Source organism: Streptomyces sp. NRRL F-5755, assembly GCF_001279365.1.
Taxonomy (GTDB): domain Bacteria; phylum Actinomycetota; class Actinomycetes; order Streptomycetales; family Streptomycetaceae; genus Streptomyces; species Streptomyces rimosus.
This window is the reverse complement of the sequence record NZ_LGCW01000295.1, coordinates 283,864-308,259: the sequence shown is the minus strand read 5'-3', so window position 1 is coordinate 308,259 and position 24,396 is coordinate 283,864. Positions and strand designations below refer to the sequence as shown.

Below are 24,396 nucleotides of genomic sequence, written 5' to 3'. Positions count from 1 at the left end.
CCCCAATGACAACCATCCAATGTTTAGGCCTCCTGAACGCAAAGGCGCCCCCTTTCGCGCCGTACCGGCGTCGCGCTGTCACCTGTTTCGCTTATGGCTGCACACGGCCCTCTTGTTCACCAACGGCCGTTCGCCTCACTCCTGTTCACCTTTCGGAGGAAATGTGCCCGTACCGGACCGTGTCCCCGGTTCCGCCGTAGCAGAAAGCATTCACGAGCCGCCCGCGGACGGCGCGCTCACCAGCCTGAGTACGCAGGCCGCGCGCCAACTGGCGACCACCACCAAGACCGAACCCCAGATGCAGGCCATCACCTCACGATGGCTGCTGAAAGCGCTGCCGTGGGTGGACGTCAAGGGCGGCACCTACCGGGTCAACCGGCGCCTGCAACTGCGTATCGGGCGGGGGCGCGTGGAGTTCGAGCACAACGGCGCGGACGACATCAAGGTGATTCCCCGGACGCTCACCGAACTGCCCGCCCTTCGCGGGTATGCCGACACCGAGGTCCTGAAGGAGCTCGCCGGGCGCTTCCGGGTCCGGGAGGTGCGGGCCGGGCAGGTTCTCTTCGAGGCGGGGCAGCCCGCCACCGAGGCGTATCTCGTGGTGCACGGCCGGTTCGCCCGTTACGCGGCCGGCAAGTACGGCGAGGAGGAGGTCGTCGGTGTCGTCACGGACGGCGACCAGATGGGGGACGAGGCGATCGGGCGGCCCGACCCGCGGTGGCTGACGTCGGTCCGGGCCGAGACCGCGGGTGTCCTGCTGGCGCTGCCCTGGGACGTGATCCGGGAGTTCACCGATCGCGTGCCGTCCCTGGCCGCGCACTTCACCGCGTACGCGGAGCGGCAGCGGCGTCCGATGAACCGCCGCGGCGAGGCGGACGTACCGGTGCAGGCGGGACACGTCGGCGAGCCGACACTGTCCGGCGGCTACGTCGACTACGACCTCACCCCGCGGGAATACGAACTCTCCCTGACACAGAGCGTGCTGCGTGTGCATTCCCGGGTCGCCGATCTTTACAACGAGCCCATGGACCAGACGCAGCAGCAACTCCGGCTCACCGTGGAGGAGATCCGCGAGCGCCAGGAGTGGGAGATGGTGAACAACCGGGAGTTCGGGCTGCTGCACAACGTCGATTACGGGCAGCGGATCAGTACGTATACCGGCCCGCCCACCCCCGACGACATGGACGAGCTGCTGTCCATGCGCCGCAAGACGCGGCTGTTCCTGGCCCACCCCAAGGCGATCGCCGCGTTCTTCCGGCAGTGCAACAAGCGCGGCCTGGTTCCGGGGACGGCGGACGTCAACGGGCACCAGGTCCCGGCCTGGCGCGGGGTGCCGATCTTTCCGTGCGGCAAGATCCCCATCAGCGAGACGCACACGAGCAGCATCATCGCGCTGCGTACCGGAGAGGCCGACCAGGGCGTCGTGGGCCTGTACCAGACCGGTCTTCCCGAGGAGCACCAGCCCGGCCTGAACGTCCGGTTCATGGGCATCGACCAGGCCGCCGTCATCAACTACCTCGTCACCGCCTACTACTCGTTGGCCATCCTCGTGCCGGACGCGGCCGGTGTCCTGGAGAACGTCCAGCTCGGGCGCACCGCCGACTGACCCGTGGAGTACGGATCATGACCACACCCACACCCGCCACCGAAACCGCCACCGCGTTCAAGCTGCCCGGCCCGCCAAGCCTCGCCCGCGCCCGGCCGACCCGGCGCGGTGGTGCCGTCCCGGGGCTGAGGTACCGGCCCGTCGCCCCGGCCGACCCGGAGAAGGCCGCGGAGATCGACCGCAGGCTGGAGGAGTGGGCCCGTCAGCTGGACCTGTTCCCCGCGAAGTGGTCGGGCGACTTCACCGACTTCCAGTTCGGCCGGGCCGTCGTCCTGCAACACCCCGCAGCGGCCGACCTGGAACGCCTCACCGCCGCGGGCAAGCTGCTGCTGGCCGAGAACATCGTCGACAGCTGCTACTGCGAGGAGGACGAGGGCAAAGGCGGCGCACGCCGTGGTCTGGGCGGCCGCCTGATCATCGCGCAGTCGGCTCTCGATCCGTTCCACGGCACCCCTGAGACGGAGGAGGAGTGGCGCCAGGGTGTGCAGGCCGACGGGCCCCTGCGCTCGTACTACTGGGCCCTGAAGGACTACGCGGCCCTCGCCACCCCCAGCCAGACCGTCCGGTTCGTCCACGACATGGCCCGGCTGCACCTCGGCTATCTCGCCGAGGCGTCCTGGGCGGAGACGCGGCACATGCCGCGCGTGGGGGAGTACCTGGTGATGCGGCAGTTCAACAACTTCCGCCCCTGCCTGTCGATCGTCGACGCCGTGGACGGCTACGAGCTGCCCGAGGCCGTGTACGCCCGCCCGGAGATCCAGCGGATCACCGCCCTGGCCTGCAACGCCACGACCATCGTCAACGACCTGTACTCCTTCACCAAGGAGCTGGCGAGCGACCCGGACCACCTGAACCTGCCCCAGGTGGTCGCCGCCAACGACCGGTGCGGTCTGAAGGCCGCGTATCTGAAGAGCGTCGATATCCACAACCAGATCATGGAGGCGTACGAGACGGAGGCGGCCGAGCTGGCCGGGACCTCCCCGCTCGTCGAGCGGTACACCCGGAGCCTGTCCGACTGGGTGGCCGGCAACCACGAGTGGCACGCCACCAACTCCGACCGCTACCACCTGCCCAACTACTGGTAGGCCGATCCGGATCCTGCACCACGGCAAGGAGTCACGTTGACCACTGCGCACGTCCCCACCGCACGCCCCATGCCGACCCAGTCCACGTACCAGGCGCGCGTCGCCGAGTACTGGAACACCGAGGAGAACCCGGTCAATCTGGAACTCGGCAAGATCGACGACCTGTATCACCACCACTACGGCATCGGGGACGCCGACCGGTCCGTGCTGGACGAGCCGGACCCCGTCCGGCGCCGCGAACGCATCACCGGCGAACTGCACCGGCTCGAACACGCCCAGGCCGAACTGCTCGTCTCCCACCTCGGCGCGCTGTCGCCCACCGACCGCGTCTTCGACGCCGGGTGCGGACGCGGCGGCGGCAGCGTGGTCGCGCATCTGCGCCACGGCTGCCACACCGACGGGGCCACCATCTCCGCCAAGCAGGCCGACTTCGCCAACGAGCAGGCCCGCAAGCGCGGCATCGACGACAAGGTGCGCTACCACCACCGCAACATGCTCGACACCGGCTTCGCCACCGGCGCGTACGCGGCGTCCTGGAACAACGAGTCGACCATGTACGTCGAGCTGGACCTGCTGTTCGCCGAGCACGCGCGGCTGCTGCGGCGCGGCGGGCGCTATGTGGTGATCACCGGCTGCTACAACGACGCCTACGGGCGCGCCTCCCGCGAGGTGTCCCTGATCAACGCCCACTACATCTGCGACATCCATCCGCGGTCGGCGTACTTCCGCGCGATGGCCCGCCACCGGCTGGTCCCCGTGCACGTCCAGGACCTCACCGCGGCCACCATCCCGTACTGGGAACTGCGCAGCCAGGCCGACCACCTGGTCACCGGCATTGAGGAAACCTTTCTGGCCGCGTACCGCAACGGCAGCTTCCAGTATCTGCTGATCGCCGCCGACCGGATCTGAGGAACGTTCCGGCGCCCCGCCGGGCCGGCCGTGTGCCGTCCGGCGGGGTCTGCGCGCTCCGGGCCGGACCACCGGCGGCGCGACGTTCGCGCCGTCGCACGTCCCGGGGCGTACGCGGGCCAACGGCGCGCGCCGCGCACGCCTTGTTCACCGGCGCCGGTGAGTTTCCGCGCGCCGCCGGTTCCGCCGCCGGCTTCCGGGCACTGTTCCGGTAGCCGAGGTGGTGCCGTTGCCTTCCGGGGCGGTCGTCCGGGAACGACGGCCGGAAGCACGGGAGCAGCCGTCGGTCGCAACGAGACCACCCTGCGCGAGGCGGTGAACCGATGCCGCACCCGTCCGACACGGCCGCCACCGGACCCGAGGAAGATCCCCAGCCGTTCCCGATGCCCCCGCCGGGCAGCATGGGGCCGCCGCCGCAGTATCCGCGGCTGCGCCGCGAGTGCCCACTGGCCAAGGTCGCCACCCCGTTCGGCGCTCCGGCGTGGTACGCCACGCGCTACGACGACGTACGCGATCTGCTCGCCGACGACCGGTTCGTCCGGCCGACCATCGAGGACTGGCCGCCCGGCCCGGATGCCGACCGCGGTCCTGGCCTGCTCACCATGATGGAACTCGAAGGCCCCCGGCACGCGGCCCTGCGCCAAGCGCTGGCACGGCCGTTCAGCGTCCGTGCCGTACGGCGGCGACGGCCCGCCCTCCGTGCCGCCGCCGGCCACCTGCTGGAGCAATTCACCACCACCGGGCCTCCCGGCGACCTGGTGAGCGGCTTCTGCGAACCCTTCCCGCTGCTGGTGACATGCGAGCTGGTGGGCATCCCGTACGACGACCGCGACTTCTTCCTCCCGCCGGCCGATGCCGCGCTCGGCGCGCTGATCACCCTGCCGGAAGGCCGCGAGGCCACCCACCAGCTGCGCGCCTACATGGAGTCGCTGCTCGACCGCCTCGGCCGTACACCGGGCGACGACATCCTCAGCGTGCTGGTCCGCGCCTGTGACCGTGGCGCGGTGGACCGGGAGAGCGTGCTGGCCTTCGGACTGTCGATGCTGGTGGCCGGGTACCGCACCACCACCATGTTCCTGGCCAATGCCGCGCTGGCCCTGCTGTCCGAGCCGGAGCGGTACGCGCGCTTGCTGCGCGACCGCGCGCTGCTGCCGGCCGCCGTGGAAGAGCTGCTGCGCTTCCTCCCCGTACAGAACGGCGTCATCGTCCTCCAGGCCCAGCAGGATGTCGCGCTGCACGGGCGGACCGTACGTGCCGGCGAGGCCGTATTGCCCGTCCTGGCCGCGGCCAACCGCGACGAGCGCGTCTTCCCGGCGGCGGACCGGCTGCTGCTGGACCGGTCGTCCAATCCACATCTGGCATTCGGCCGCGGCCCGCACAACTGCATCGGCGCCCACCTGGCCCGTGCGCAGATGAGCGTGGGCCTGGAAGCACTGCTGGACCGCCTGCCCCGGCTCCGCCTGACCGGAGAGCCCCCGGCCTGGGAAGACCACTCACCCATCCGGTCCCCGCTCACCCTCCCGGTGACGTGGTGACCGTCCCGCCCGCTCGCACGCGACCACGAAAGGAAGCCGAACATGCCCGCATCCTCCGAGGAGTTCGATGCCGTCGTGGTCGGCGGCGGACCCGGCGGGTCGACAGCCGCCGCCCTGATCGCCATGGCCGGACACCGCGTACTGCTGCTGGAACGGGAACGCTTCCCGCGCTACCAGATCGGGGAATCCCTCCTCCCGTCGACCATCCATGGCATCGGGCGCCTCCTGGGAGTGGAGGAGGAACTGCACGAAGCCGGCTTCATGCGCAAGCGCGGCGGCACCTTCCGCTGGGGCTCGGCGCCGGAAACGTGGACATTCTCCTTCGCGGACGCCCCCGGGCTCGGCGAGACCGGGGGCTACGCCTATCAGGTGGAGCGGATGCGGTTCGACGCACTACTGCTGAAGCACGCCGGGCGGGTGGGCGCCGACGTACGCGAAGAATGCGCCGTACGCGCCGTCCACCACCACGACGGCCGCGTCACCGGCCTGACCTACCGCAGCCCGGAGGGCACGGAAGCCGAGGTCCGCGCCCGCTACGTCATCGACGCCTCCGGCAACACCGGCCGCCTGCACACCGCGGCCGGCGGCCGGCGGGTGTACTCCCCGTTCTTCCGCAACATCGCGGTCTTCGGCTACTTCGAAGGGGGACGCCGGCTGCCGCCGCCGAACCAGGGCAACATCCTGTGCGCCGCCTTCGACACCGGCTGGTTCTGGTACATCCCGCTGACCGACCGCCTCACCAGCGTCGGCGCCGTCGTCAACCGCGAACACGCCGACCAGGTACAGGGGAACCCCGAACAGGCGCTGGCCAAGCTGGTGGACCAGTGCGCGCTGGTCCGGGACCACCTGGCGGACGCGCGGCGCGTCACCGAGGGGACGTACGGCAGGGTGCGGGTCCGCAAGGACTACTCCTACTGCAACACCCGGTTCTGGGCGCCGGGCGTGGCGCTGGTCGGCGACGCCGCGTGCTTCATCGACCCCGTCTTCTCCTCGGGCGTGCACCTCGCGACCTACTCCGCCATGCTCACGGCCCGGTCGGTCAACAGCGTGCTGGGCGCCGGCATGGACGAGGGGCGGGCCTTCGGGGAATTCGAGGCGCGCTACCGGCGCGAATACACCGTCTTCCACGACTTCCTCGCCGCCTTCTACAGCATGCAGGCCCCCAAGGACACCTACTTCTGGCAGGCGCACAAGGTGACCGGCGGGCAAGCGGGCGCGCTGGCCTCCTTCATCAACCTGGTCGGCGGCCTGGCCTCGGGCGACCGGGCGCTCATCGACGCTGACCAGCTCACCGGCCGCCTCGCGACCGCCTCACGGGTGCTGGACGAGACCGCCGACGGCTATCAGGCGGACCCGGCCGGCGACCCGTGGGACGAGAGCCCGATGCTCGCCGAGACCTTCGCCCAGAGCGACGCGCTCGCCGGACAAGGAGTCGCCCGCGGCGACTTCGCGGAGAAGACTCCGCAGTTCCCCGGCGGCCTGGTCGCCACCGCGGACGGCATGCACTGGGCGGAGCCCGCCGGGGAGCCTCCCGGCGGCACGCCGTGACCCGCCGCCCCGCCCGGGAGAGCGCTTCCCGGGGCGTTCACAGGAAACCCGTGGGCAGCCAATGTCCCATGGCATGCAGGTATTTGAGAGATGCGGTGAAGGAATAGCAGTCGAACAGAGCCGAGTGTTCCTTGCCCGCGGCGGGCTTGGGGAGGTTCAGTACGTCCCACAGGCGGCCCACATTGGCGTCCGCTGTTTCCGGGGCGATGGAGTTCAGCCAGGGCCGGATGTTGAGGAACGTGGCGGAGAGGAAGCCGTTCTTCACCTCGTCGCCACGGGCCCGCGCCCACCCGACGTTCTCCCCCAGGACGACCATGTCGTTGCCGTAGGAGAGGACCGGCAGCCCCCGGCAGAAGCCCAGGAAGTCGCCGAGCGCTTCCGCCGGAGCGCGGCCTCTTTGGTCCACGTCCTCCTGCGTTATCCCGGTCAGGTCGGTGAAATAGCGCGACAGCTGAGGGTTGGCCAGTGGCCGGACCAGTGCTTCGTACTCCTCTACGACGGAGCAGTCGTCGTTCAGGCGCAAGGCCCCGATCTGCACGATCTCCCGGAGCTGTCCCGGTGCCGACCAGTCCTGTTCGAGGGAGCCCGGCCATGACGTGAACTCCAGGTCGAACACGATGAATTCCGACACACCGGTTTCTCCGTTCCGGAGCGGGCGAATTCCGCTGCCCGCCCGTTCCCATGGCGGGAGCGGGCCGCTCTCAGGGCGGCTACTCACCGGCGGTCCCGGATGCCGGGAGCTGGGCCCAGACCGTCTTGCCCAGGGCGTCCGGAGGGGTCCAGCCCCAGGACTCGCTGATCCGGTCGACGATCCGCAAGCCCCGGCCGCTGTCCGCGCAGGGTTGCGGGGGCGCGAGGGCGGGAGCCGTAGGGCTGGAGTCGGAGACGGCGCACAGGATGCCGGAGTCCTCGTGCGCCAGTGCCAGCCAGGCCACGCACGGCACGTCCGACGCGGGTCCTTCGGCGGCCGTACGCACGGGAGCGGCGTGGCGCAGGGCGTTGCTGACGAGTTCGGAGACCACCAGGGTGGCGTCCGCGACGACCGATGCGTGGATGCCCCAGTCTTCGAGGGTGGTGGCGGTGAAGCGGCGGGCTTCCGCGAGGGTGCGGTAGGCCCCGCTGAGCGCACACACGGCGAAGTGCCGGTCCTGACCCGGCTCCGCGTGGAGGACGTCGTGCACGGTCGGTGCCGGATGTGTCGTCATCACGATCTCCGCCATGGGGCATGTCGGGGGCTGGGCCGCGCTGTTGGGGGAGGGTTACTATCGCGGTCGGCTGTCTTCCGCTGCAAGTACATCTGCAAGTGCATCGGTAAGAACGGCCGTGCGGCGCCTGTTTCGCGCCATACGCGCACGGGTCCGTACCGGTCGCAGGCACACCTCCGGCAAGGGGAGAACCAAATGGAGTCATGGCCCAACGGCATATGCGCCCGCGCTATCGACGGTGCGGTGTGGCGCAAAAGCCGTCGCAGCAATCCCAACGGCAACTGCGTTGAGCTGGCCGTTCTCACCGACGGAGGGGTGGCGGTGCGCAACTCCCGGGATACCGGGGGGCCGGCGCTGATCTATACCCGTGACGAGATCGCGGCCTTCGTCCAAGGGGCCAAGGACGGGGATTTCGACGACCTGGCCGGGCTCGGCTGACGCATATGTCGGCCGGATAGTTACCACGGCTGTACGAACCGTGCACGCGATGGAACACTGGGCGTTCGCCCTACCGACACGGGAGCCAGCATGATCGCGCAGCCAGGGCGCATCCCGCCGCCGCGCCCGCACATCGAGCACCCCCGGGGCGGTCCGACGGTGCTGCGGATCATTCTGGGCACGCAGCTGCGCCGGCTGCGGGAGGCGGCGGGCATCACCCGCGAGGCCGCCGGGGACGCCATCCGCGGCTCGCACGCCAAGATCAGCCGCCTGGAACTGGGCCGCGTCGGCTGCAAGGAGCGCGACGTGGCCGACCTGCTGACGCTGTACCAGGTCACGGACGAGACCGAGCGCGCCGAATTCCTGACGCTGGCCCGCGGGACCAGCACGCCCGGGTGGTGGCACCAGTACAGCGATGTCCTGCCGGGCTGGTTCGAGACGCTCATCGGCCTGGAGGAGGCCGCCTCCGTCATCCGCACCTACGAAGTGCAGTTCATCCCCGGCCTGTTGCAGACGGCGGATTACGCCCGCGCGGTGTGCCGGCTCGGGAACCTCTCCGAGCGGGAGGTCGCACGCCGGGTGGAACTGCGGCTGCGACGGCAGGCGCTGCTCACCGCGCCCGGCGCGCCGCGGCTGTGGGCGGTGATCGACGAGGCGTCCCTGCGGCGCCCGCTCAGCGGCCCCGGCGTGATGGCGGAGCAGGTGCGGCACCTGCTGGAGCTGACGCGCCTGCCCCACGTCACCGTACAGATCGCCCCGTTCCACCTCGGCGGACACGCGGCGGCGGGCGGCCCGATCACGATCCTGCGCTTCCAGGAGCCGGACCTGCCCGACATCGTCTACCTGGAGCAGCTGACCAGCGCGCTCTACCTGGACAAGCGCGACGACGTGGACCACTACCTCGCCGTGATGGACCGGCTCAGCGCCCAGGCCGAATCGCCCCGGGCGAGCCAGGCCATCCTGGAGCAGCTGACCAAGGACGCGGAACAGGACTGAGCGCCGGCCCCTAACCCTTGCGGGCCACCCCGCCGTACTCGATCCACTCCTGGGTGAGCTGCCGGGGGCCGATGTCCGCGTCCGGCTTCCAGGTCGAGACCTCCACCAGGCCCGGTTCGAGGATCTCCAGGCCGTCCAGGAAGGACGCGAGTTCGGCGGCCGTGCGCACCCGTCCCCACTGGCCCTGGGTGTTGACGCGCATGAACTCGGTGACGAAGTCGCGGGTGGCCCGGTCCTCGCTGACGAGCTGGCACACGACCAGGAAACTGCCGGGGACCAGGCGTTCCGCGACCCGCCTGACCAGGCCGGCGGGGTCGTCCTCGTCGGGGATGCAGTGCAGGACGGACACGAACAGCGCGGCCACCGGCTGCTCGAAGTCGATCAGCCGCTCCACCTCGGGGTGCCCCAGGATGCCGTCGGTGTCGCGCATGTCGGCCTGGATGACCGCGGTGTTGCGGTTCTCCTCCAGCAGCGCCCGGCCGTGCGCCAGCACGATGGGGTCGTTGTCGATGTAGACCACCCTGGCGTCGGGGGCGACGCGCTGGGCGACCTCGTGGACGTTGTCCTGGGTGGGCAGGCCGGAGCCGTGGTCGATGAACTGCCGTACGCCCTGTTCCTCCGCCAGCCAGCGGACCACCCGCCGCAGGAACCGGCGGTTGTTGACCGCCAGGATCCGGGTGCTCGGCACGACCTTGTCCAGTTCCTCGCATGCCGCGCGGTCCACGGCGTAGTTGTCCTTGCCACCGAGGTAGTAGTCGTACATCCGGGCCACACTCGGGATGCTGACGTCGACGGTGCCGGACAGTGGCCGCGCGTCCTGACTCATGTGCTGCTCCCGTCGTTCGGGCACCCCGCCGAGGCACCGGTCCGGCCGCTCTCCTGGCAGGTGGGCGTGCCGGTAGGCGTCCAACATACCCAGCCGCGGGCGGGTGTCGCAGGGGTGTGGGCGCACTCCGTCGCGTAACGGGTGCGGCATCGGACGGCCGCGCCGGAACAGGAGCGCGGTGTGGCGGCAAGGGCCGAACGGCCCTAATGTGCCGCACCGGGGTGCCGAATGTGCATCCGGCAGCCGCACCCGGGGAAGCGGCCAACTTATACCACGGACCACCGTGTAAACAGGTTCCTATTTGTGGTATTTGCCATTACTTTATTCGGCACGGAAGATCTTTTTACCTGCGTATGCTTGCCCCTGTCTGCGCTCCGGCCTGTACTGTTGTAAATGGCGTATGCGAAATCTTTTGCTCGCCAAAAGGGTGCGTGGGGGTGCTTCTGGTGACACGGGGGAAGCTTTTGGGTTCCGTCATTCCGGTGCCGATGCTCGCATGGACCGTGCGACTCGCCATCTCCTCGATCGTCCCCTCTCCGATTGTCCCGTCAGGGCGGCCCCGGCCGAATTTTCCTGCGGGTCCGACCAAAGAATGCAGAAATGTTTCTGTGTGCTGGAGGGGCGAATGGATAACAAAGTCATCACCGTCCTCGTCGTCGACGACCAGACCCTGCTCAGGGAGACGCTGTGCGACGTGCTCGCCGCCCAGCCGGACATCAAGGTGGTCGGCGGCCTGGCCAACGGGGAGGCAGCGGTGCACATGGCCGGCGAGCTGCGCCCCGATGTCATTCTGCTGGATGGATCGGAGCCGTACGGAGTCGTCTCCGGCGTCGAAGCCATGCACCGGGTGTCGCCGCGTTCCCAGTGCATCATTTTGACCTCGTTCCATCATCCGGCGCTCGTTCAGCAGGCGCTGCAACTGCGCGTGAGCGGATTTCTGACCAAGAATTTACGGCGCGCCGAGGTGCTCGCCGCCATCCGCAGTGTGACCAGTCATCCGGGGCAGATATTCATGTCTGTACCAAAGGAAAGCATGGCGGCGCTGCCGCACACCTCCACGGCGCGTCTCTCCGCCCGCGAGCTCCAGATAATGGAGAACGTGGCGCGCGGGCTGAGCAACAGCCAGATCGCTGCCCGGCTCACCATCACCGAAGCGACCGTGAAACGCCATCTGAGCAATGTTTTCGAAAAGCTGGGCGCGGTTTCCCGGATCGATGCCGTGAACAAGGCGAAATCCATGCTGATCCTCGGAATCTCCCGGAACACCGGCCCGTACGCACGGCAGGACGGCCCCTACCCACGGCCTGAGGTCCGCCTCCAGGTGCAGGCCGGCACCTGAGACCACCGGACCGCGCCCCGGGCGGAACAGCCGCCGCGGGGTGCGGTCCGGCGCCGGTTCACACGCGCTTGAGCACGTGCAGGATGTACTCGTCCCGGTTGAGCGGGTTGGGCCCCTCGGGCCGCGGCCGCACGGGCGGCTGTCCGGTGGCCGGCCGGTAGCCCCGGTGCTCGGCCAGGAACACGCCCTCGCCCTGGGTCAGTCCGGGAACCCGCTGGTTGAAGTCGTGCACGAGGCTGGTCGGCATCGTGCCCTCCAGGCGGAAGACGTCCCCCTCGGCCGTGGGCACGCCGGGTGTCGCGCCCAGCTCCGCGAGTTTCGCCAGCACCGGGCTGAGCCGGGTGGCGGGCACCTCCAGTTCGAAGGAGCTGACCGGCTCGTGCACTTCGGTACCGGCCTGCCGGAGCGCGTCCATCAGGACCAGCGGCGTGGCCTTGCGGAAGTCGTCGGCCGCGCTGACCGGACTGGCGAAGCCGGTACGGGTCAGGGTGACGGCGCAGTCGGTGACCTGCCAGCCGTACAGACCGTGCCGCAGCGTGGTGTGCACCGTCTCCTCGATGGCCTTGTGGAAGGCCAGGGGGAGCGAGCCCAGTTCCACCGCCAGGCGGAACGTGATGCCCGCGCCCGGCTCGGCCGGTCCGACGTGCAGACCCACGGTCGCCCAGAAGTAGTTGTGCGTCCGCGTGTCCAGCTCGATCAGCGCCTCGCCCGTCCCCACGGGCTTCTCGATGCAGACCGTACGGGTCGGGTCGAAGCGCACCCGTATGCCGAAGGACTCCGCGAGCGTGCTGCCGAGGATCTCCTTCTGCACCTCCCCGTAGAGGCGGACCACCGCGCCGGCCGCGTTCTCCTCGTCCTGCCGCAGGTCGATCGAGGGGTCCTGCTCGTCCAGCATGCGCAGCGCGGCGTGCAGCCGCCCGGCTTCCTCCGGACGCTCCGGCCTGATCACGGTCTCCAGGCTGGGCGGGGCGAAGAAGTTGCGCGGCGGGGGGCCGTCGAGGTGTCCGGCCCGGTCGCCGACCCGTACGTCCTTCAGGCCCCACGCCTGCGCGATGTCCCCGGCGGTCGCCCGGGTCTCGCTGGTCGCCGATCCGTGCTCGAAGACCCGCAGCGCGGTGATCCGTCCGGCGTGCTCGGTGACCCGGCCGGTGTGGTCGACGCGGTGCAGCGTCACCGGATCGCGGGTGCCCAGCGTGCCGGAGACCAGCCGCAGATACGCGACGGCCTCGCCGCGCGCGCCGCGGTCCACCTTGAACACGGTGGCCCGCAGCGGCGCGTCCTGCGACGCGTGCACGGACGGCAGCAACTCCCGGATGCCGTGCACCAGATGGTCCAGGCCCTCGCCGGTCAGCGCGGACCCGAAGTACACCGGGTGCACCAGACCGCGCGCGATCTGCGCGGCCAGTTCCTCCGCGTACTCCTTCTCGGTCAGTACGTGTTCCTCGTCCAGGTAGGCGGTGAGGAACGCGTCGTCGTGGTCGGCCAGCAGCTCACCGACCCGGACGGCGAAGTCCGGGTCGGTGTCCGGTCCGAGCGCGGTCGCGCGGGCCCGCGGCGTGCCGGCGTCCGTCACGGCGGACAGTGCCACCGCGGCGGGGGTGAGCCGGTCGCGGATCTCCCGCAGCACACCGTCGGGGCGCGCGCCGCCCCGGTCGATCTTGTTGACGAAGACCAGCGTGGGAATGCCCAGCCTGCGCAGGGTCCGCATCAGGATGCGGGTCTGCGGCTGGACGCCCTCGACGGCCGAGACCACCAGGACCGCGCCGTCGAGCACCCCGAGCGCCCGCTCGACCTCGGAGATGAAGTCGGAGTGCCCCGGGGTGTCGATGAGGTTGACCTTGAGATCGTCCAGGATGAACGAGGCCACGGCGGACCGGATGGTGATGCCGCGCTGCCGCTCCAGTTCCATCGAGTCGGTCGTCGTGGTGCCGGCGTCCACGCTGCCGATCTCGTCGATCACTCCGGTGCGGTGCAGCAGGCGCTCGGTGAGGCTGGTCTTGCCGGCGTCAACGTGGGCCAGGATGCCCAGATTCAGCTTGTTCATGGAGGGGGTTCGGATTCCTCTGCGTCGTGATGCGGACCTTTCCTGCCGGATTCGTGGTCGCCTGCCGCATCGTTCCGCCCTCTCTGACGTCGCTGTGATCTGCCCGGCGGGAGCACACCCACGGGCATGATCACGGTAGCAAGGGCGGCCACGCAGGGTCAGGGCTTGACGGCGACTATCAGCCAGTCACCGAGGAGGTTGTCGATGCGCTCCGCCTGCCGCACCCGGAAGCCGGCCTCCTCGATCTCCGCGCGGTACTCCTCGACGCTGCTGGACGAGCTGTCGCCGCGGATCAGACCGTGGTTGAGCCGTTGCAGCACGTCGTGCACCGTCGTGGTGGCCGGATCCGTCATCAGGTCGTAGACCACCAGCGCGCCGCCGGAGGGCAGCGCCTCGTGGATGCGCGCGAGGAGCTTGCGCCGCTGCGGTACCGGCCAGTCGGGCAGCACATGCCCGGTGACCACGGCGTCCGCGGCCGGCAGCGGGTCGGTCAGGAAGTCGCCGCCGTGGAAGCGGACGCGGCCTTCGAGGCCGCGCTCACGGATCAGCTCGTCGGCCAGCGGGGCCAGCGCGGGCAGGTCGAACACGGCGCCGTGCAGGTGCGGATGGGCCAGAGCCACCCGTGTGGCGAGGTTGCCCCGGGCGCCGCCGATGTCGATGAAGGACCCGTACCCGCTCCAGTCGACGCGGCGCGCCAGTTCCTCGGCCGTGAAGGAACTGAAGGTGTCGAAGTGCGCCATGACCTGACGGGCCCGCTCCGGGTCCTCGTAGTGCTTGGGGTACGCCTCGGGCCCGTGCGCCTCGGCGCCGGAACCCGCCTCGCCCTCCTGGAGCGCCGTCGTCAGCCCGGCCCATACGTGGTAGTGCTTGCGGGCGTGCTGGAGGACGGTGCCGCCCAGGTACTCGGAGGCGCCGGACACCAGGAACGCCTGGGCGGCGGGGGAGTTGCGGTAGCGGTCGCCGTCCGCCTCCAGCAACTCCAGCGCCACGAGCGCGTCGAGGAACTCCTTGGCCAGCGGATGGACGATCCGCAGCCGGTCCTTCACCTCGCCGGCGGTCGCGGGTCCGTCGGCGAGCAGGTCGAACAGGCCCAGCTCCACGGCGCTGTGCAGGGCTTTCGCCTGGTGGTACGCGGTGGTCAGGTGCAGCAGCGAGCGGGCCTGGGCCACGGGGGCGAGCGGTGTGGTGGTCATGGGACTCCTTGGCCTGGGAAGGGGCAGGGTGCGGAAGGGCGCAGGGAACCGGGTGGGGGTGCCTCACATGGCGGGCGGTCCGAACCAGGTGCGCAGGGCGTCGGTGAGCCCGTCCGTACCCGTCTCCGGGGCCGCGGTCCAGCAGATGTAGCCGTCGGGCCGTACGAGCAGCGCGGCCAGCCCGTCGACCGCGGAGCCCGGCTCCGCGACGCCCTCGGCCGCGACCAGGTCCACCCGGTCCTTCCACGCCGCGGCCTCGTCGGCGAGCGGCTGGTCGCAGCCGAGCGTCAGCAGGACGCCGCGCGCCGCGTGGAAGTACGTGCTCAGCTGCCGGGTGCCGTCCTCGGTGACGAGCGGCAGGTCCGGGACGCGGCGCCCCAGCAGCGGGTGCTCGCCCGGCATGGGGTACCGCACGTCCAGCGCCGAGATGAGGCCCGCCAGATAGCGGTTGGTCTCCGGGACGTGCAGCAGCTCGATCATCAGCTCCCGCAGCCCCTCGTAACGCGGGTCCGGGTCGATCAGCACCGCCTGCGCGCGGGTGTTGCGCAGCACGCCGGCGGCGATCGGGCGGCGCTCGGCCTCGTAGGTGTCCAGCAGCTCCGGCGGAGCCGTGCCCGCGATGGTCGCGCCCAGCTTCCAGCCGAGGTTCACCGCGTCCTGGAAGCCCAGGTTGAGGCCCTGGCCGCCCGCGGGCAGGTGGATGTGGCAGGCGTCGCCGGCCAGCAGGACCCGGCCGTCGCGGTACCGCTCGGCCTGGCGCGAGGTGTCGGTGAGCCGGGAGAGCCAGCGCACGTCGTGCATCCCGAAGTCGCTGCCGGCCACCTCGGTCAGCGCGGCCCGCACGTCCTCCTCGGTGACCGGCGCCCGGCGGTCGGCGTAGGGCCGGTCGAAGAAGGCGACCGTGGCGCGGTAGATGTCCGGCTCCAGCGGGAAGGCGGCGAACCAGGCGCGCAGGTCGTGCCGCATGACGCCGTACGGCCGCATCGGGCCCATGCCCTCGCCGTGCGGCAGCTCCTCACGGAACCGGGCGTCCGCGATCACCGCGAACATGTGCGGGTCCTGCCCGGGGAAGTCGATGCCGAGCAGCTTGCGTACGGTGCTGCCGCCGCCGTCGCACCCCACCAGGTACGCGCACTCGACCTCGTACGGCCCCTCGGGCCCGGTGACGGAGACGGTCACGCCGTCGGCGTCCTGCTCCAGCGACGTCAGCGCGTGCCCGCGCCGCAGCTCGGCCCCCAGCTCCAGGGCCCGCCCGGTCAGCAGCTCCTCGGTACGCACCTGGGGGACGAACAGCGCGTACGGGTGCCGGGTGTCGAACGACGAGAAATCCAGAGGCACTCCGAGGCTGGCGAAGTTCCCGCCGCGCAGCTTCGGCGCCTCGGCCTGGAACTCCTCGCCCAGCCCGCGCATGTCCAGCAGCTCGACGGTGCGCGCGTGCACACCGAGGGCCTTGGAGAAGTCGACCGGCTCCGCCAGGCGTTCCAGCACCAGGGTCCTGGCACCGGCCAGGCGCAGTTCGCAGGCGAGCATCAGGCCGGTCGGCCCGGCGCCGGCGATCACCACGTCGTACCGCATACACGCTCCTCGGATCATCAGTGGGTTGCCGCCGAGCATGCTGACCGCGCGCATTCAAGGCGCCGTCCAGCCGGAATCCGGAGCGGGTGGCTCGAAGTGTGCTCGAAGCGGGCTTCGTAGCGTGTCGGCGACCCTACGGACCCCGAGGACGCTCTATGCCGTTCACCCAGAAGGAAATCACCTACCTGCGCGCGCAGGGCTACGGCCGTCTGGCGACGGTCGGTGCCCACGGAGAACCCCACAACGTGCCCGTCTCCTTCGAGATCGACGAGGAGCGCGGCACCATCGAGATCACCGGCCGGGACATGGGCCGCAGCCGCAAGTTCCGGAACGTGGCGAAGAACGACCGGGTCGCCTTCGTCGTGGACGACGTGCCGTGCCGCGACCCGGAGGTGGTCCGGGCCGTCGTCATCCACGGCACGGCCCAGGCGCTGCCCACCGGCGGCCGGGAGCGCCGGCCGCACTGCGCCGACGAGATGATCCGCATCCACCCCCGGCGCATCGTCACCTGGGGCATCGAAGGGGACCTGTCCACCGGGGTCCACGCACGCGACATCACGGCCGAGGACGGAGGACGGCGATGAGGGAACTGCCCGAATTCCCGTGGGATGTGCTGCTGCCGTACAAGAAGCGGGCCGCGGCCCACCCCGACGGGCTGGTCAACCTGGCCCTGGGCGAACCGGTCGACGCCACGCCCGACGTGGTGCGCGACGCCCTCGCGGCGGCGGCCGACGCGCCCGGCTACCCGCCCACCGAGGGGACGCCCGCGCTCCGCGAAGCGGCCGCCGCCTGGCTGCGCCGCCGCCTGGGCGTGACGGTGGACCCCTCGGCCGTACTGCCCGCGGTCGGCACCAAGGAGCTGATCGCCTGGCTCCCGGCGATGCTGGGCACCGGCCCCGGCGACACGGTGGCCTTTCCCCGGCTGGCGTTCCCCACCTTCGACGTCAGCGCGCGCCTCGCGGGCGCGCAGGGCCGGCCGGTGGATTCACCGCTGGAGCTCGGCAGCGAACCGGTCAAGGTGGTCTGGCTCAACTCGCCGTCCAACCCGGAGGGGCGGGTGCTGTCCGTACCCGAGCTGCGCGAGATCGTGGCCTGGGCGCGGGACCGGGGCGCCGTCCTCGTCAACGACGAGTGCTACATCGAATACGGGTGGGACCGGCGGCCGGTGTCGCTGCTGGACCCGGCGGTGTGCGGCGGCAGCCACGAAGGACTGCTGGCGGTGCACTCGCTGTCCAAGCGGTCCAACCTCGCGGGCTACCGCGCGGGCATCTGCTCCGGCGACCCGGCCCTGATCGCACGCCTCCTCCAGGTGCGCAAGCACGCCGGGCACGCGGTTCCGGCCCCCGTACAGGCGGCCATGGTGGCCGCACTGGAGGACGACGCCCACGTGGAGCGGCAGCGGGACCGGTACGCCTACAGGCGGCGTGTTTTGCGTACGGCCCTGGAGGGGGCCGGGTTCCGCGTCGAGCACTCCGAAGGCGGCCTGTTCCTGTGGGCGACCCGGGGCGAGCCCTGCTGGCCCGCCGTACAGAAGCTGGCCGATCTCGGCATCCTCGTCGCACCCGGTGCCTTCTACGGCGAGGCCGGTGAGCAGTACGTACGGATCGCGTTCACGGCGACCGACGAACGCATCGCCGCGGCCGCCGCCCGGCTGACATGACGGCGGACACCGCGCCCGCCGGGGACCCCGGCACCGCGGGGCCCCGGCCGGTGGCGCTGCTGCTGCCCGGCCAGGGCTCCCAGTACCGGCGGATGGCGGCGGGGCTGTACGCGGCCGAGCCGGTCTTCGCCGAGGCGGTCGACGAGGTGCTGGGCGCGATGGGGTCCGAGGGCGCCCGTATGCACGCCGACTGGCTGGCCGAGCGGCCGGACCTGCCGGTGGATCACGTACTGCGGGCCCAGCCGCTGCTGTTCGCCGTCGACTACGCCCTCGGCCGCCTCGTGACGAGCTGGGGCATCCGCCCGGTGGCGCTGCTCGGCCACAGCATCGGCGAGATGGCGGCCGCCACGCTCGCCGGGGTGTTCACGGTGCGCGACGCCGCGCGGGTGGTGCTCGACCGGGTGACGCGGCTGACGGCCGCGCCCCCGGGCGGCATGCTGGCGGTGGCGGAGTCCGCCGCTTCGCTGGAACCCTTCCTCGGCGACGGCGTGGTGGTCGGCGCCGTCAACGCGCCGCGGCAGACCGTACTCGGAGGCCCGGAGGACGCGCTGCGCGCCGTGGGGGAGACCCTGCGGGCCCGCGGCATCACCGCCCAGCGGGTCCCGGCGCTCAGCCCGTTCCACAGCCCGGCGATCGCCCCGCACGCCAGGGGCGCCGAGGCGGTGCTCGCCACGGTGGAACGCCGGCCGCCGCGCACCGTGGTCCACTCCTGCTACACGGCCGCACCGCTGACGGCACAACAGATCGCCGACCCCGCGTACTGGGCCGCACACCCGGTGGACCAGGTGCGCTTCTGGCCCGCACTGGACGGGCTGCTGTCGCCCGGCGGACTGGTGGTGGTCGAGGCGGGACCCGGCCGTACGCTGTCGAGCCTCGCTCTGCGGCACCCTTCCGTACGGCGTGGGGACTGCATGGTCGTACCGCTGTCACCTAAACGGGCGGGTGGGCCGGAGGACGACCGGGTGGCTTTGGGGGAGGCGATGGACGCCTTGCGGGGTGAGGGGTATCGCATTTCTTGAGGAGGGGCGAGCCGCGATCAGAAGCCGTCGTCCTCCGCCTCGGCTTGAGCGATCCGGGCCCGGACGTCCGGATCGCGGGCGAGGCGCGGGGGAAGTTTCGTCTCCGAGTCGATGCGGACCGAGAGGATGTGGTCGCGCGAGATGCCCGCGTCCGTGAGGTCGGCACCGCGCAGATCGGCTCCGTCCAGGCGCGTCTCACCGAAGGTCAGGCCGGCCAGGTTCGCCCGGTACAGGACCGCGCCGCGCAGGTCGGTGCCCCACAGGTCCGCGCCGCGAAGGTCCGCGCCTCTTAGGTCCGCCTTGCGCAGGGTGGCGTCGGACAGGTCCGCGTCGCGCAGGTTCGCCCGGGCCGGAGTGGCGTCCCGGAGGTCCGCACCGCGCAGATCCGCGTTGGCCAGGTCGGCGCGTGCGAGTCGCGCGCCTCGCAGGTCTGCGCCGCTCAGATGCGCGTCCCTGAGGTAGCAGTCACGGAGGATCGCTCTGCGCAACTGGGCCCGCTGGTGGTCGGCTGCGACGGGAGACGAGGGGTCCCGTCCCAGCTCGACGCCGGGCAGGTGGGTGGAGCGGAGGTCGGGAACGAAAGAGCCGTCGTGGGCGGAGTTCCGGCCGCTGATCACATCGAGCGCGGCCAGGACATCGGGTGGCACCTGTTTGCCGCCTTTCGGCGGGGTGCCGGCATGCGTACGGATGTAGGCGGCCAGGACGTTGGCGATGGTGGGGTGGTCGCGGGGGCGGTCCTGCATGTTGCGCTGAAGGGCGTAGATGCCGCCCAGGCGCACGTCCACCGAATCCTCGCCCAGCTGTCCCACGGCCGCGGTGTACCGCTCGGTGATCTGCCCTTCCTTCGTGGTGCTCAGCTCGTCCCGGGCGATCCGCAACTGGTTGCTCACCTGGCGGTCGGAGAACCAGAGGCTCAGCACGGCGACGACGGAGGCGAGCAGCACTGAAGTCAGCTCGACCAGGCGGGGCCAGTCCAGCCCCGGACGCCGAGGACCGCTGCCGGCTGGTGGCGGACCGCTCCCGGCCCGGGAAGCGCGCCGGACCACGCGGTGCAACTGCTGACTCCGCCGGTTTCGCATGCTGCCATTCGACCGCCTTCGCCGGCGGGCTGTGGCGGGTTCCGCGGAAGCCGTGCGGACGGGCGCCCCAGGTGCTCCCGGGACGCCCGCTCACCCCTGCTACCTACTCCTCCACCACGGCCACCGCCCGCGTCCACCCCGCCCCCGCTCCCGCGATCTTGAACGGGAAGCAGGAGACCAGGAAGCCGTCCGGTCCGGGCAGCGCGCCGAGGTTGTCCAGCCGCTCGATCTGGCAGTACTCGCGCTCCCGTCCCACGAAGTGGGCGGGCCACAGCACCCCGCGGTCGCCGGTGCGCTGGTACTCCTTGATCATGTGCCCGAACGGGGCGTCGAGGCTGAAGGCGTCGGTGCCGATGACCCGGACGCCGAAGTCGAGCAGCAGGTGGGTCGCCGCGGCGTCCAGGCCGGCGAACTCGGTGAAGTATTCGGGCTTTCCGGCCCGCCGGTCGGCGCCGGTGTGCAGCAGCACGATGTCGTACGGACGCGGGTCGCGGCCCGCCTCGTCGAGGGCCCGCCGTATCCGGTCGGCGCCGATGACGCCCACCGGCTCGTCGGTGAGGTCGAGCTTGAGGCCCGGCCGCAGAAACCAGTCCAGCGGCATCTGGTCGATGTGGCGCGGCGTGCCGTAGCGCGCGCGGGACCCGTAGTGCGACGGGGCGTCGACGTGGGTGCCGGTGTGGGTGGTCAGCCGCAGGGTGTCGAGGGACAGCAGTTCGCCGTCCGGGAGGTCGTCCGGGTCGAAGTCGATGCCGTGGTGGCGCCTCATCCCCTCGGCCATGTGCCGGCCGCCCTCGGCCGGGGTGAGGACTTCGTGTTCGACCGGGTCGACCTCCCACCGGCCGGCGTCCACGGTTGTCGACAGATCGATGATGCGCATGTCGGTCCCTTCCGGACGCCTACCGCAGGCAGGCCCCGCCGTCCACGGTGAGCACCTGTCCGTGCAGGCCGCCGGCCTCGGGGCGGCACAGCAGCGCCACCACGTCGGCCACCTCTTCGGCAGTCGCCAGCCGCCCCGTCGGGGTCCGCCGCAGCAGGCCCTCCAGCACCTGGGCCGGTACGGGACCGCCATCGGCGATCTTGCCCGCGGCCACCGCGTTCACCGCGACGCCCTTCCCGGCGAGTTCCACCGCCAGGTACCGCACCAGCGTCTCCAGGGCCGCCTTGGCCATGCCCAGACCCGCGTAGCCGGGGACCACCGTCCGGGCGCCGATGCTGGAGACGGCGACGATACGGCCCGTGTCCGGGGTCATCAGGGTGCCCAGGCGCGCCGCCCCGTACAGCAGCGGTCCGACCGCCACGGCGCCGTCGCCCAGGTACTTGCCGATGTGCGGGGACGCGGTCGGCGCCGGGTGGAAGGAACCGGCGGCGTGCACCAGGACGTCGAGCCGGCCGTGGGTGCGGCGGATGTCTTCCAACAGCCGCACCACCCCGGCGGGGCGGCCGATGTCCGCGCGCATCAGCCGTACCTTGCCGCCCTCCTCGGACAGCTGCCGTTCGGCCGCCAGCGCGCCGTCCTCGTCGTGCGCGTAGTTGAGCAGCACCTCGCTGCCCGCCGCGCTCAGTTTGCGGGCGACGGCCAGCCCGATGCCGCGGGTGCCGCCGATGACCAGTGCCACCGAACCGCCCGCCGCCGGTGCGCCGTTGATCGCTGTCATACGCGTGTCCTCCTTGGTCATTCGGTCGTCACGCCCCGGCGCGTGCCGTCCGGCGCGGGCCGGCCGGCAGAGTCACCGGCGCCGGGCGCGGTGTCCTCCGGGAGCAGGTGCAGTGCCTGGAGCCGGGCGGCCAGGGTTGTGGTGCCGGACCGCTGCCCCTTCGCGGCCAGATAGCCGTCCGGTCGAATCAGCGCCCAGCCGCCGGGAGGGACGCCGAGGGTCTGCCGCAGAGCGTCGTCGGGGTCGGCGAGGGCGGGGCCGGCCTGGCTTTCGTGGGGGGCGACGGTGCGTATCTGTACGGCCCGGCCGTACCGCAGTGCCAGCTCCGCGGCGCCGCCATCCTCAGCGAACAGCAGAAGCAGCCACCGGGGATCGGTGAGCGCCTGCCGCAGCGCCCGGAGGCCGGGGTGGCGCGCCACGTCCTGTTCCGTGCACGCGACCAGATGTCCGGGGCGCACCCCTGCCGCCCCGTCGGCCGTGCCGTACGTCAGCGGACTGTCCGCGTAGTGCAGGGCGAGGCCGGACATTCCCGCCATGATCCGGTGCTCGACGCGCCGTTTGAGCGGGCGCACCGCCTTGAGGAAGGACAGGCCCACGGGCATGGCCACCGGCGCCACGGCGTTGCGCAGCGCCACCAGGGCCGTGGCCGTGCGCGTCGAGGACAGCAGCCTGCCGCCCACCGGGATGCGCTCGGCGGCGTAGGTGTCCAGCAGCTCTTCCCGTGCGTGCCCGCGCACCACGTCCGCCAGCTTCCACGCCAGGTTGTAGGCGTCCTGCATGCCGGTGTTCATGCCCTGGCCGGAGGCCGGGCTGTGGACGTGCGCGGCGTCCCCGGCCACGAAGCAGCGGCCGGAGCGCATGGCGGTGATCATGCGCTGCTGTACGCGGAAGACGGAGACCCAGGTCGGCTCCGAGACCGCCACCGGACGCCCGAGACCGCGCGCCAGGGAGCCGGCGAGCCGGCGCCGCACCGTCTCCGGATCGGCTCCCTGACCTGCGTACTCGGTGTCCACCGCACGCCACTTGCCGGGGTCGGGGAACGGCACCAGCAGCACGGTCCCGGAGCCGGTGTGCACCAGGTGGTTGCTGTCGCGGGACAGGTCGGCGTCCAGGACCACATCCGCGTTGAGCCAGGTCTGCGTCGCGTCGCCGACCAGCCGCAGCCCCAGCCGCTCGCGTACGGTGCTGCGGGAGCCGTCCGCGCCCACCAGCCAGGGCACGGTGACCTGTTCGGAGCGGCCGTCACGGCGCAGTTCGGCGTCGACCCGGTCCCCGGAGGGTGCGCAGTCGGCCAGTTCCACGCCCCACTCGATCCCGACGCCCAGCTCGGCCAGGCGCTCGCGCAGGATCTCCTCCGTACGGACCTGGTCGAGCATCAGGCTGAACGGGTACGCCGTGGGCAGCCTGCCGTAGTTGGTGTCGAAACGGATCAGCTGCCGGCCGCGCAGGTGCACGGTGAAGTGGACGACCGGCCGGCCCCGCGCCACCAGGGCGTCCGCCAGGCCCATCTGGTGGCACGCCTCCAGGGTGCGCGGATGCACGGCCAGCGCCCGGCTGGTGGTCGCCGGACCGTCCGCCCGGTCGATCACCCGGACGCGGACGCGCCGGCGGGTCAGTTCGTGCGCCAGGGTCAGGCCGACGGGTCCGGCGCCGGCGATCAGCACCTGCGGGCCGTCCGCCTCAGGCGGCATGCGGGGCCTCCGCGAAGCGCTTGGCGAGGGCCAGGGTGGCCGCGCTGTTGCCGCCGACCGCCGCGCGCACCCGGGCCCGCGCGTCGGCCGCCGTGGCGTCCGCGCCGAGGATTTCCGGGATGGCGGCCTCGTTGATCCGGATGGTGTGCTGGGAGGTGACGAGCAGCCCGTCCCCGGTGTCCCGTATCGACCACTCGCCGGTGTGCAGGGTCATCAGCGGCGGGGTGCCGATCTGCTTGTAGACGATGCGCAGTTCGTCGGGGAAGCACACCCGCACGGACTCCGTCGTGTGCTCCGAGCCGTCGTTGGCGCGGGTGACCATGGTCATCACCTGCACGCCGTCGGACGGCTCGGTGAGGTCGAGCCGGGAGACGTGCGGCAGCCGGTCGGGCCACTTCCCGGCCTCCGCGAGGAACGCGTACACCGCCTCGGCGGGGGCGTGCACCGTCTCGGAGTCCTCGAACGAGAACAGCAGCTCCGCATCGGACCCCGCGGCCTCGGCCAGCGCCTTGATGTTCGCCAGCTCCGTACGGCTGTTGCGGTCGGTCGCGGTGGTGATCCACTCCACGTCCTCCGGGCGGTCGTCCACCGCGGCGAACGTGTGGTGCAGCGTCAGCTCGCAGCGCCCGCCCGGCCGCTCCTCCAGGACCCATTCACCGCTCATCGCGGCCACCGGAGGCGAGCTCACCTCCTGCCGGAACCGGACGCTCCGGCGGTCGGGGTCCAGGGTGCGCCGCGACGTCCAGTGCTTGACCTCGCCGTTGGCGGTGGCCCAGATCCGCAGCCGCTCGCTGCGGGCGTCGAGCTCCGCGCGCTCGACATGGACGGTCGGGGCGAAGTGCCGGGGCCACTCGGCGGCGTCCCGGATCAGGGCGTACACCCGGTCGGCCGGGGCATCGATCTCCGTGCGGTGCACGGCGCGGTGGGATGTGGGTGCGGGCATGCGTCGTCGGTTCCTCTCGGGTGTTCGGAGCAGCGGTGGCGGGGCGGTGG

General features: G+C 71.4%; 22 protein-coding genes. 11 read left to right on the top strand and 11 right to left on the bottom strand.

The window, feature by feature from the left end; genetic code table 11:
• Nucleotides 1-163: 163 nt before the first annotated feature.
• From ADK86_RS32510 to ADK86_RS32490, 5 genes are all read left to right on the top strand, one after another.
• Nucleotides 164-1,606, top strand: coding sequence for a family 2B encapsulin nanocompartment shell protein (locus ADK86_RS32510; RefSeq protein ID WP_053699807.1), 1,443 nt, complete (start codon nt 164-166; stop codon nt 1,604-1,606).
• Between the two features lie 17 nt (nt 1,607-1,623).
• The gene (locus ADK86_RS32505) at nt 1,624-2,691 is read left to right on the top strand and encodes a family 2 encapsulin nanocompartment cargo protein terpene cyclase (RefSeq protein ID WP_053699806.1); all 1,068 of its coding nucleotides are present in this window, start codon (nt 1,624-1,626) and stop codon (nt 2,689-2,691) included.
• Nucleotides 2,692-2,727: 36 nt separating this feature from the next.
• Complete coding sequence (locus ADK86_RS32500; RefSeq protein ID WP_053699805.1) at nt 2,728-3,600, top strand: geranyl diphosphate 2-C-methyltransferase; 873 nt, start codon at nt 2,728-2,730, stop codon at nt 3,598-3,600.
• Nucleotides 3,601-3,923: 323 nt separating this feature from the next.
• Nucleotides 3,924-5,135, top strand: coding sequence for a cytochrome P450 (locus tag ADK86_RS32495; RefSeq protein ID WP_053699804.1), 1,212 nt, complete (start codon nt 3,924-3,926; stop codon nt 5,133-5,135).
• A 42-nt stretch (nt 5,136-5,177) separates the two neighbouring features.
• A complete protein-coding gene (locus ADK86_RS32490; protein ID WP_053699803.1) occupies nt 5,178-6,683 on the top strand; it encodes a tryptophan 7-halogenase in 1,506 nt (501 codons plus the stop codon).
• Between the two features lie 37 nt (nt 6,684-6,720).
• On the opposite strand, the gene ADK86_RS32485 is transcribed toward ADK86_RS32490, so the two are convergent.
• Both ADK86_RS32485 and ADK86_RS32480 read right to left on the bottom strand, forming a co-directional pair.
• The gene (locus ADK86_RS32485) at nt 6,721-7,314 is read right to left on the bottom strand and encodes a 3'-5' exonuclease (protein ID WP_053699802.1); all 594 of its coding nucleotides are present in this window, start codon (nt 7,312-7,314) and stop codon (nt 6,721-6,723) included.
• Between the two features lie 79 nt (nt 7,315-7,393).
• A complete protein-coding gene (locus ADK86_RS32480) occupies nt 7,394-7,888 on the bottom strand; it encodes an ATP-binding protein (protein WP_053699862.1) in 495 nt (164 codons plus the stop codon).
• Between the two features lie 195 nt (nt 7,889-8,083).
• On the opposite strand from ADK86_RS32480, the gene ADK86_RS32475 reads away from it, so the two are divergent.
• Both ADK86_RS32475 and ADK86_RS32470 read left to right on the top strand, forming a co-directional pair.
• The gene (locus ADK86_RS32475; protein WP_030181452.1) at nt 8,084-8,326 is read left to right on the top strand and encodes a DUF397 domain-containing protein; all 243 of its coding nucleotides are present in this window, start codon (nt 8,084-8,086) and stop codon (nt 8,324-8,326) included.
• 90 nt (nt 8,327-8,416) lie between these two features.
• The gene (locus ADK86_RS32470; RefSeq protein WP_053699801.1) at nt 8,417-9,322 is read left to right on the top strand and encodes a helix-turn-helix domain-containing protein; all 906 of its coding nucleotides are present in this window, start codon (nt 8,417-8,419) and stop codon (nt 9,320-9,322) included.
• Between the two features lie 10 nt (nt 9,323-9,332).
• Here ADK86_RS32470 and ADK86_RS32465 read toward each other — a convergent pair whose 3' ends face one another.
• The gene (locus ADK86_RS32465) at nt 9,333-10,148 is read right to left on the bottom strand and encodes an SAM-dependent methyltransferase (RefSeq protein WP_053699800.1); all 816 of its coding nucleotides are present in this window, start codon (nt 10,146-10,148) and stop codon (nt 9,333-9,335) included.
• 625 nt (nt 10,149-10,773) lie between these two features.
• On the opposite strand from ADK86_RS32465, the gene ADK86_RS32460 reads away from it, so the two are divergent.
• Complete coding sequence (locus tag ADK86_RS32460; protein ID WP_053699799.1) at nt 10,774-11,487, top strand: LuxR C-terminal-related transcriptional regulator; 714 nt, start codon at nt 10,774-10,776, stop codon at nt 11,485-11,487.
• A 58-nt stretch (nt 11,488-11,545) separates the two neighbouring features.
• On the opposite strand, the gene otr(A) is transcribed toward ADK86_RS32460, so the two are convergent.
• From otr(A) to ADK86_RS32445, 3 genes are all read right to left on the bottom strand, one after another.
• A complete protein-coding gene (gene otr(A), locus ADK86_RS32455) occupies nt 11,546-13,531 on the bottom strand; it encodes a tetracycline resistance ribosomal protection protein Otr(A) (protein ID WP_053699798.1) in 1,986 nt (661 codons plus the stop codon).
• Between the two features lie 158 nt (nt 13,532-13,689).
• Nucleotides 13,690-14,724 carry a methyltransferase gene (locus ADK86_RS32450; protein WP_050506752.1) on the bottom strand — a complete coding sequence of 345 codons (1,035 nt, stop codon included), beginning with the start codon at nt 14,722-14,724 and terminating at the stop codon, nt 13,690-13,692.
• Nucleotides 14,725-14,787: 63 nt separating this feature from the next.
• Nucleotides 14,788-16,299 carry an FAD-dependent monooxygenase gene (locus ADK86_RS32445; protein ID WP_053699797.1) on the bottom strand — a complete coding sequence of 504 codons (1,512 nt, stop codon included), beginning with the start codon at nt 16,297-16,299 and terminating at the stop codon, nt 14,788-14,790.
• Nucleotides 16,300-16,454: 155 nt separating this feature from the next.
• Here ADK86_RS32445 and ADK86_RS32440 point away from each other — a divergent pair, with 155 nt between their 5' ends.
• From ADK86_RS32440 to ADK86_RS32430, 3 genes are read left to right on the top strand one after another with little or no spacing between them, the layout of a single operon-like run.
• On the top strand, nt 16,455-16,883 hold the full coding sequence (locus ADK86_RS32440; RefSeq protein WP_003981035.1) for a PPOX class F420-dependent oxidoreductase: 429 nt from the start codon (nt 16,455-16,457) through the stop codon (nt 16,881-16,883).
• Nucleotides 16,880-17,959: a 4-dedimethylamino-4-oxo-anhydrotetracycline transaminase OxyQ gene (oxyQ, locus tag ADK86_RS32435; protein WP_053699796.1), complete on the top strand. Its 1,080-nt coding sequence runs from the start codon at nt 16,880-16,882 to the stop codon at nt 17,957-17,959. The genes ADK86_RS32440 and oxyQ overlap by 4 nt, the downstream gene beginning before the upstream one ends.
• On the top strand, nt 17,956-18,978 hold the full coding sequence (locus ADK86_RS32430) for an acyltransferase domain-containing protein (protein WP_053699795.1): 1,023 nt from the start codon (nt 17,956-17,958) through the stop codon (nt 18,976-18,978). The genes oxyQ and ADK86_RS32430 overlap by 4 nt, the downstream gene beginning before the upstream one ends.
• Nucleotides 18,979-18,995: 17 nt before the next feature.
• Here ADK86_RS32430 and ADK86_RS32425 read toward each other — a convergent pair whose 3' ends face one another.
• The 5 genes from ADK86_RS32425 to oxyK form a co-directional block, all read right to left on the bottom strand.
• Complete coding sequence (locus tag ADK86_RS32425) at nt 18,996-20,057, bottom strand: pentapeptide repeat-containing protein (RefSeq protein WP_234346148.1); 1,062 nt, start codon at nt 20,055-20,057, stop codon at nt 18,996-18,998.
• 103 nt (nt 20,058-20,160) lie between these two features.
• A complete protein-coding gene (locus tag ADK86_RS32420; RefSeq protein WP_053699793.1) occupies nt 20,161-20,934 on the bottom strand; it encodes a cyclase family protein in 774 nt (257 codons plus the stop codon).
• A gap of 19 nt (nt 20,935-20,953) precedes the next feature.
• On the bottom strand, nt 20,954-21,712 hold the full coding sequence (locus tag ADK86_RS32415; protein WP_030596588.1) for an SDR family oxidoreductase: 759 nt from the start codon (nt 21,710-21,712) through the stop codon (nt 20,954-20,956).
• A 17-nt stretch (nt 21,713-21,729) separates the two neighbouring features.
• Nucleotides 21,730-23,403, bottom strand: coding sequence for an FAD-dependent monooxygenase (locus tag ADK86_RS32410; RefSeq protein ID WP_053699792.1), 1,674 nt, complete (start codon nt 23,401-23,403; stop codon nt 21,730-21,732).
• On the bottom strand, nt 23,393-24,346 hold the full coding sequence (oxyK, locus tag ADK86_RS32405) for a tetracycline nonaketamide D-ring cyclase/dehydratase OxyK (protein ID WP_053699791.1): 954 nt from the start codon (nt 24,344-24,346) through the stop codon (nt 23,393-23,395). The genes ADK86_RS32410 and oxyK overlap by 11 nt, the downstream gene beginning before the upstream one ends.
• Between the last annotated feature and the right edge of the window lie 50 nt (nt 24,347-24,396).

Excerpts from the sequence above, each read along its gene's own strand:
- ADK86_RS32505 (WP_053699806.1), top strand. The coding sequence starts at position 1,624 with ATGACCACACCCACACCCGCCACCGAAACCGCCACCGCGTTCAAGCTG.
- ADK86_RS32495 (WP_053699804.1), top strand. The coding sequence starts at position 3,924 with ATGCCGCACCCGTCCGACACGGCCGCCACCGGACCCGAGGAAGATCCC.
- ADK86_RS32490 (WP_053699803.1), top strand. The coding sequence starts at position 5,178 with ATGCCCGCATCCTCCGAGGAGTTCGATGCCGTCGTGGTCGGCGGCGGA.
- ADK86_RS32480 (WP_053699862.1), bottom strand. The coding sequence starts at position 7,888 with ATGACGACACATCCGGCACCGACCGTGCACGACGTCCTCCACGCGGAG.
- ADK86_RS32475 (WP_030181452.1), top strand. The coding sequence starts at position 8,084 with ATGGAGTCATGGCCCAACGGCATATGCGCCCGCGCTATCGACGGTGCG.
- ADK86_RS32470 (WP_053699801.1), top strand. The coding sequence starts at position 8,417 with ATGATCGCGCAGCCAGGGCGCATCCCGCCGCCGCGCCCGCACATCGAG.
- ADK86_RS32465 (WP_053699800.1), bottom strand. The coding sequence starts at position 10,148 with ATGAGTCAGGACGCGCGGCCACTGTCCGGCACCGTCGACGTCAGCATC.
- ADK86_RS32460 (WP_053699799.1), top strand. The coding sequence starts at position 10,774 with ATGGATAACAAAGTCATCACCGTCCTCGTCGTCGACGACCAGACCCTG.
- ADK86_RS32450 (WP_050506752.1), bottom strand. The coding sequence starts at position 14,724 with ATGACCACCACACCGCTCGCCCCCGTGGCCCAGGCCCGCTCGCTGCTG.
- ADK86_RS32445 (WP_053699797.1), bottom strand. The coding sequence starts at position 16,299 with ATGCGGTACGACGTGGTGATCGCCGGCGCCGGGCCGACCGGCCTGATG.
- ADK86_RS32440 (WP_003981035.1), top strand. The coding sequence starts at position 16,455 with ATGCCGTTCACCCAGAAGGAAATCACCTACCTGCGCGCGCAGGGCTAC.
- oxyQ (WP_053699796.1), top strand. The coding sequence starts at position 16,880 with ATGAGGGAACTGCCCGAATTCCCGTGGGATGTGCTGCTGCCGTACAAG.
- ADK86_RS32430 (WP_053699795.1), top strand. The coding sequence starts at position 17,956 with ATGACGGCGGACACCGCGCCCGCCGGGGACCCCGGCACCGCGGGGCCC.
- ADK86_RS32425 (WP_234346148.1), bottom strand. The coding sequence starts at position 20,057 with ATGCGAAACCGGCGGAGTCAGCAGTTGCACCGCGTGGTCCGGCGCGCT.
- ADK86_RS32420 (WP_053699793.1), bottom strand. The coding sequence starts at position 20,934 with ATGCGCATCATCGATCTGTCGACAACCGTGGACGCCGGCCGGTGGGAG.
- ADK86_RS32415 (WP_030596588.1), bottom strand. The coding sequence starts at position 21,712 with ATGACAGCGATCAACGGCGCACCGGCGGCGGGCGGTTCGGTGGCACTG.
- ADK86_RS32410 (WP_053699792.1), bottom strand. The coding sequence starts at position 23,403 with ATGCCGCCTGAGGCGGACGGCCCGCAGGTGCTGATCGCCGGCGCCGGA.
- oxyK (WP_053699791.1), bottom strand. The coding sequence starts at position 24,346 with ATGCCCGCACCCACATCCCACCGCGCCGTGCACCGCACGGAGATCGAT.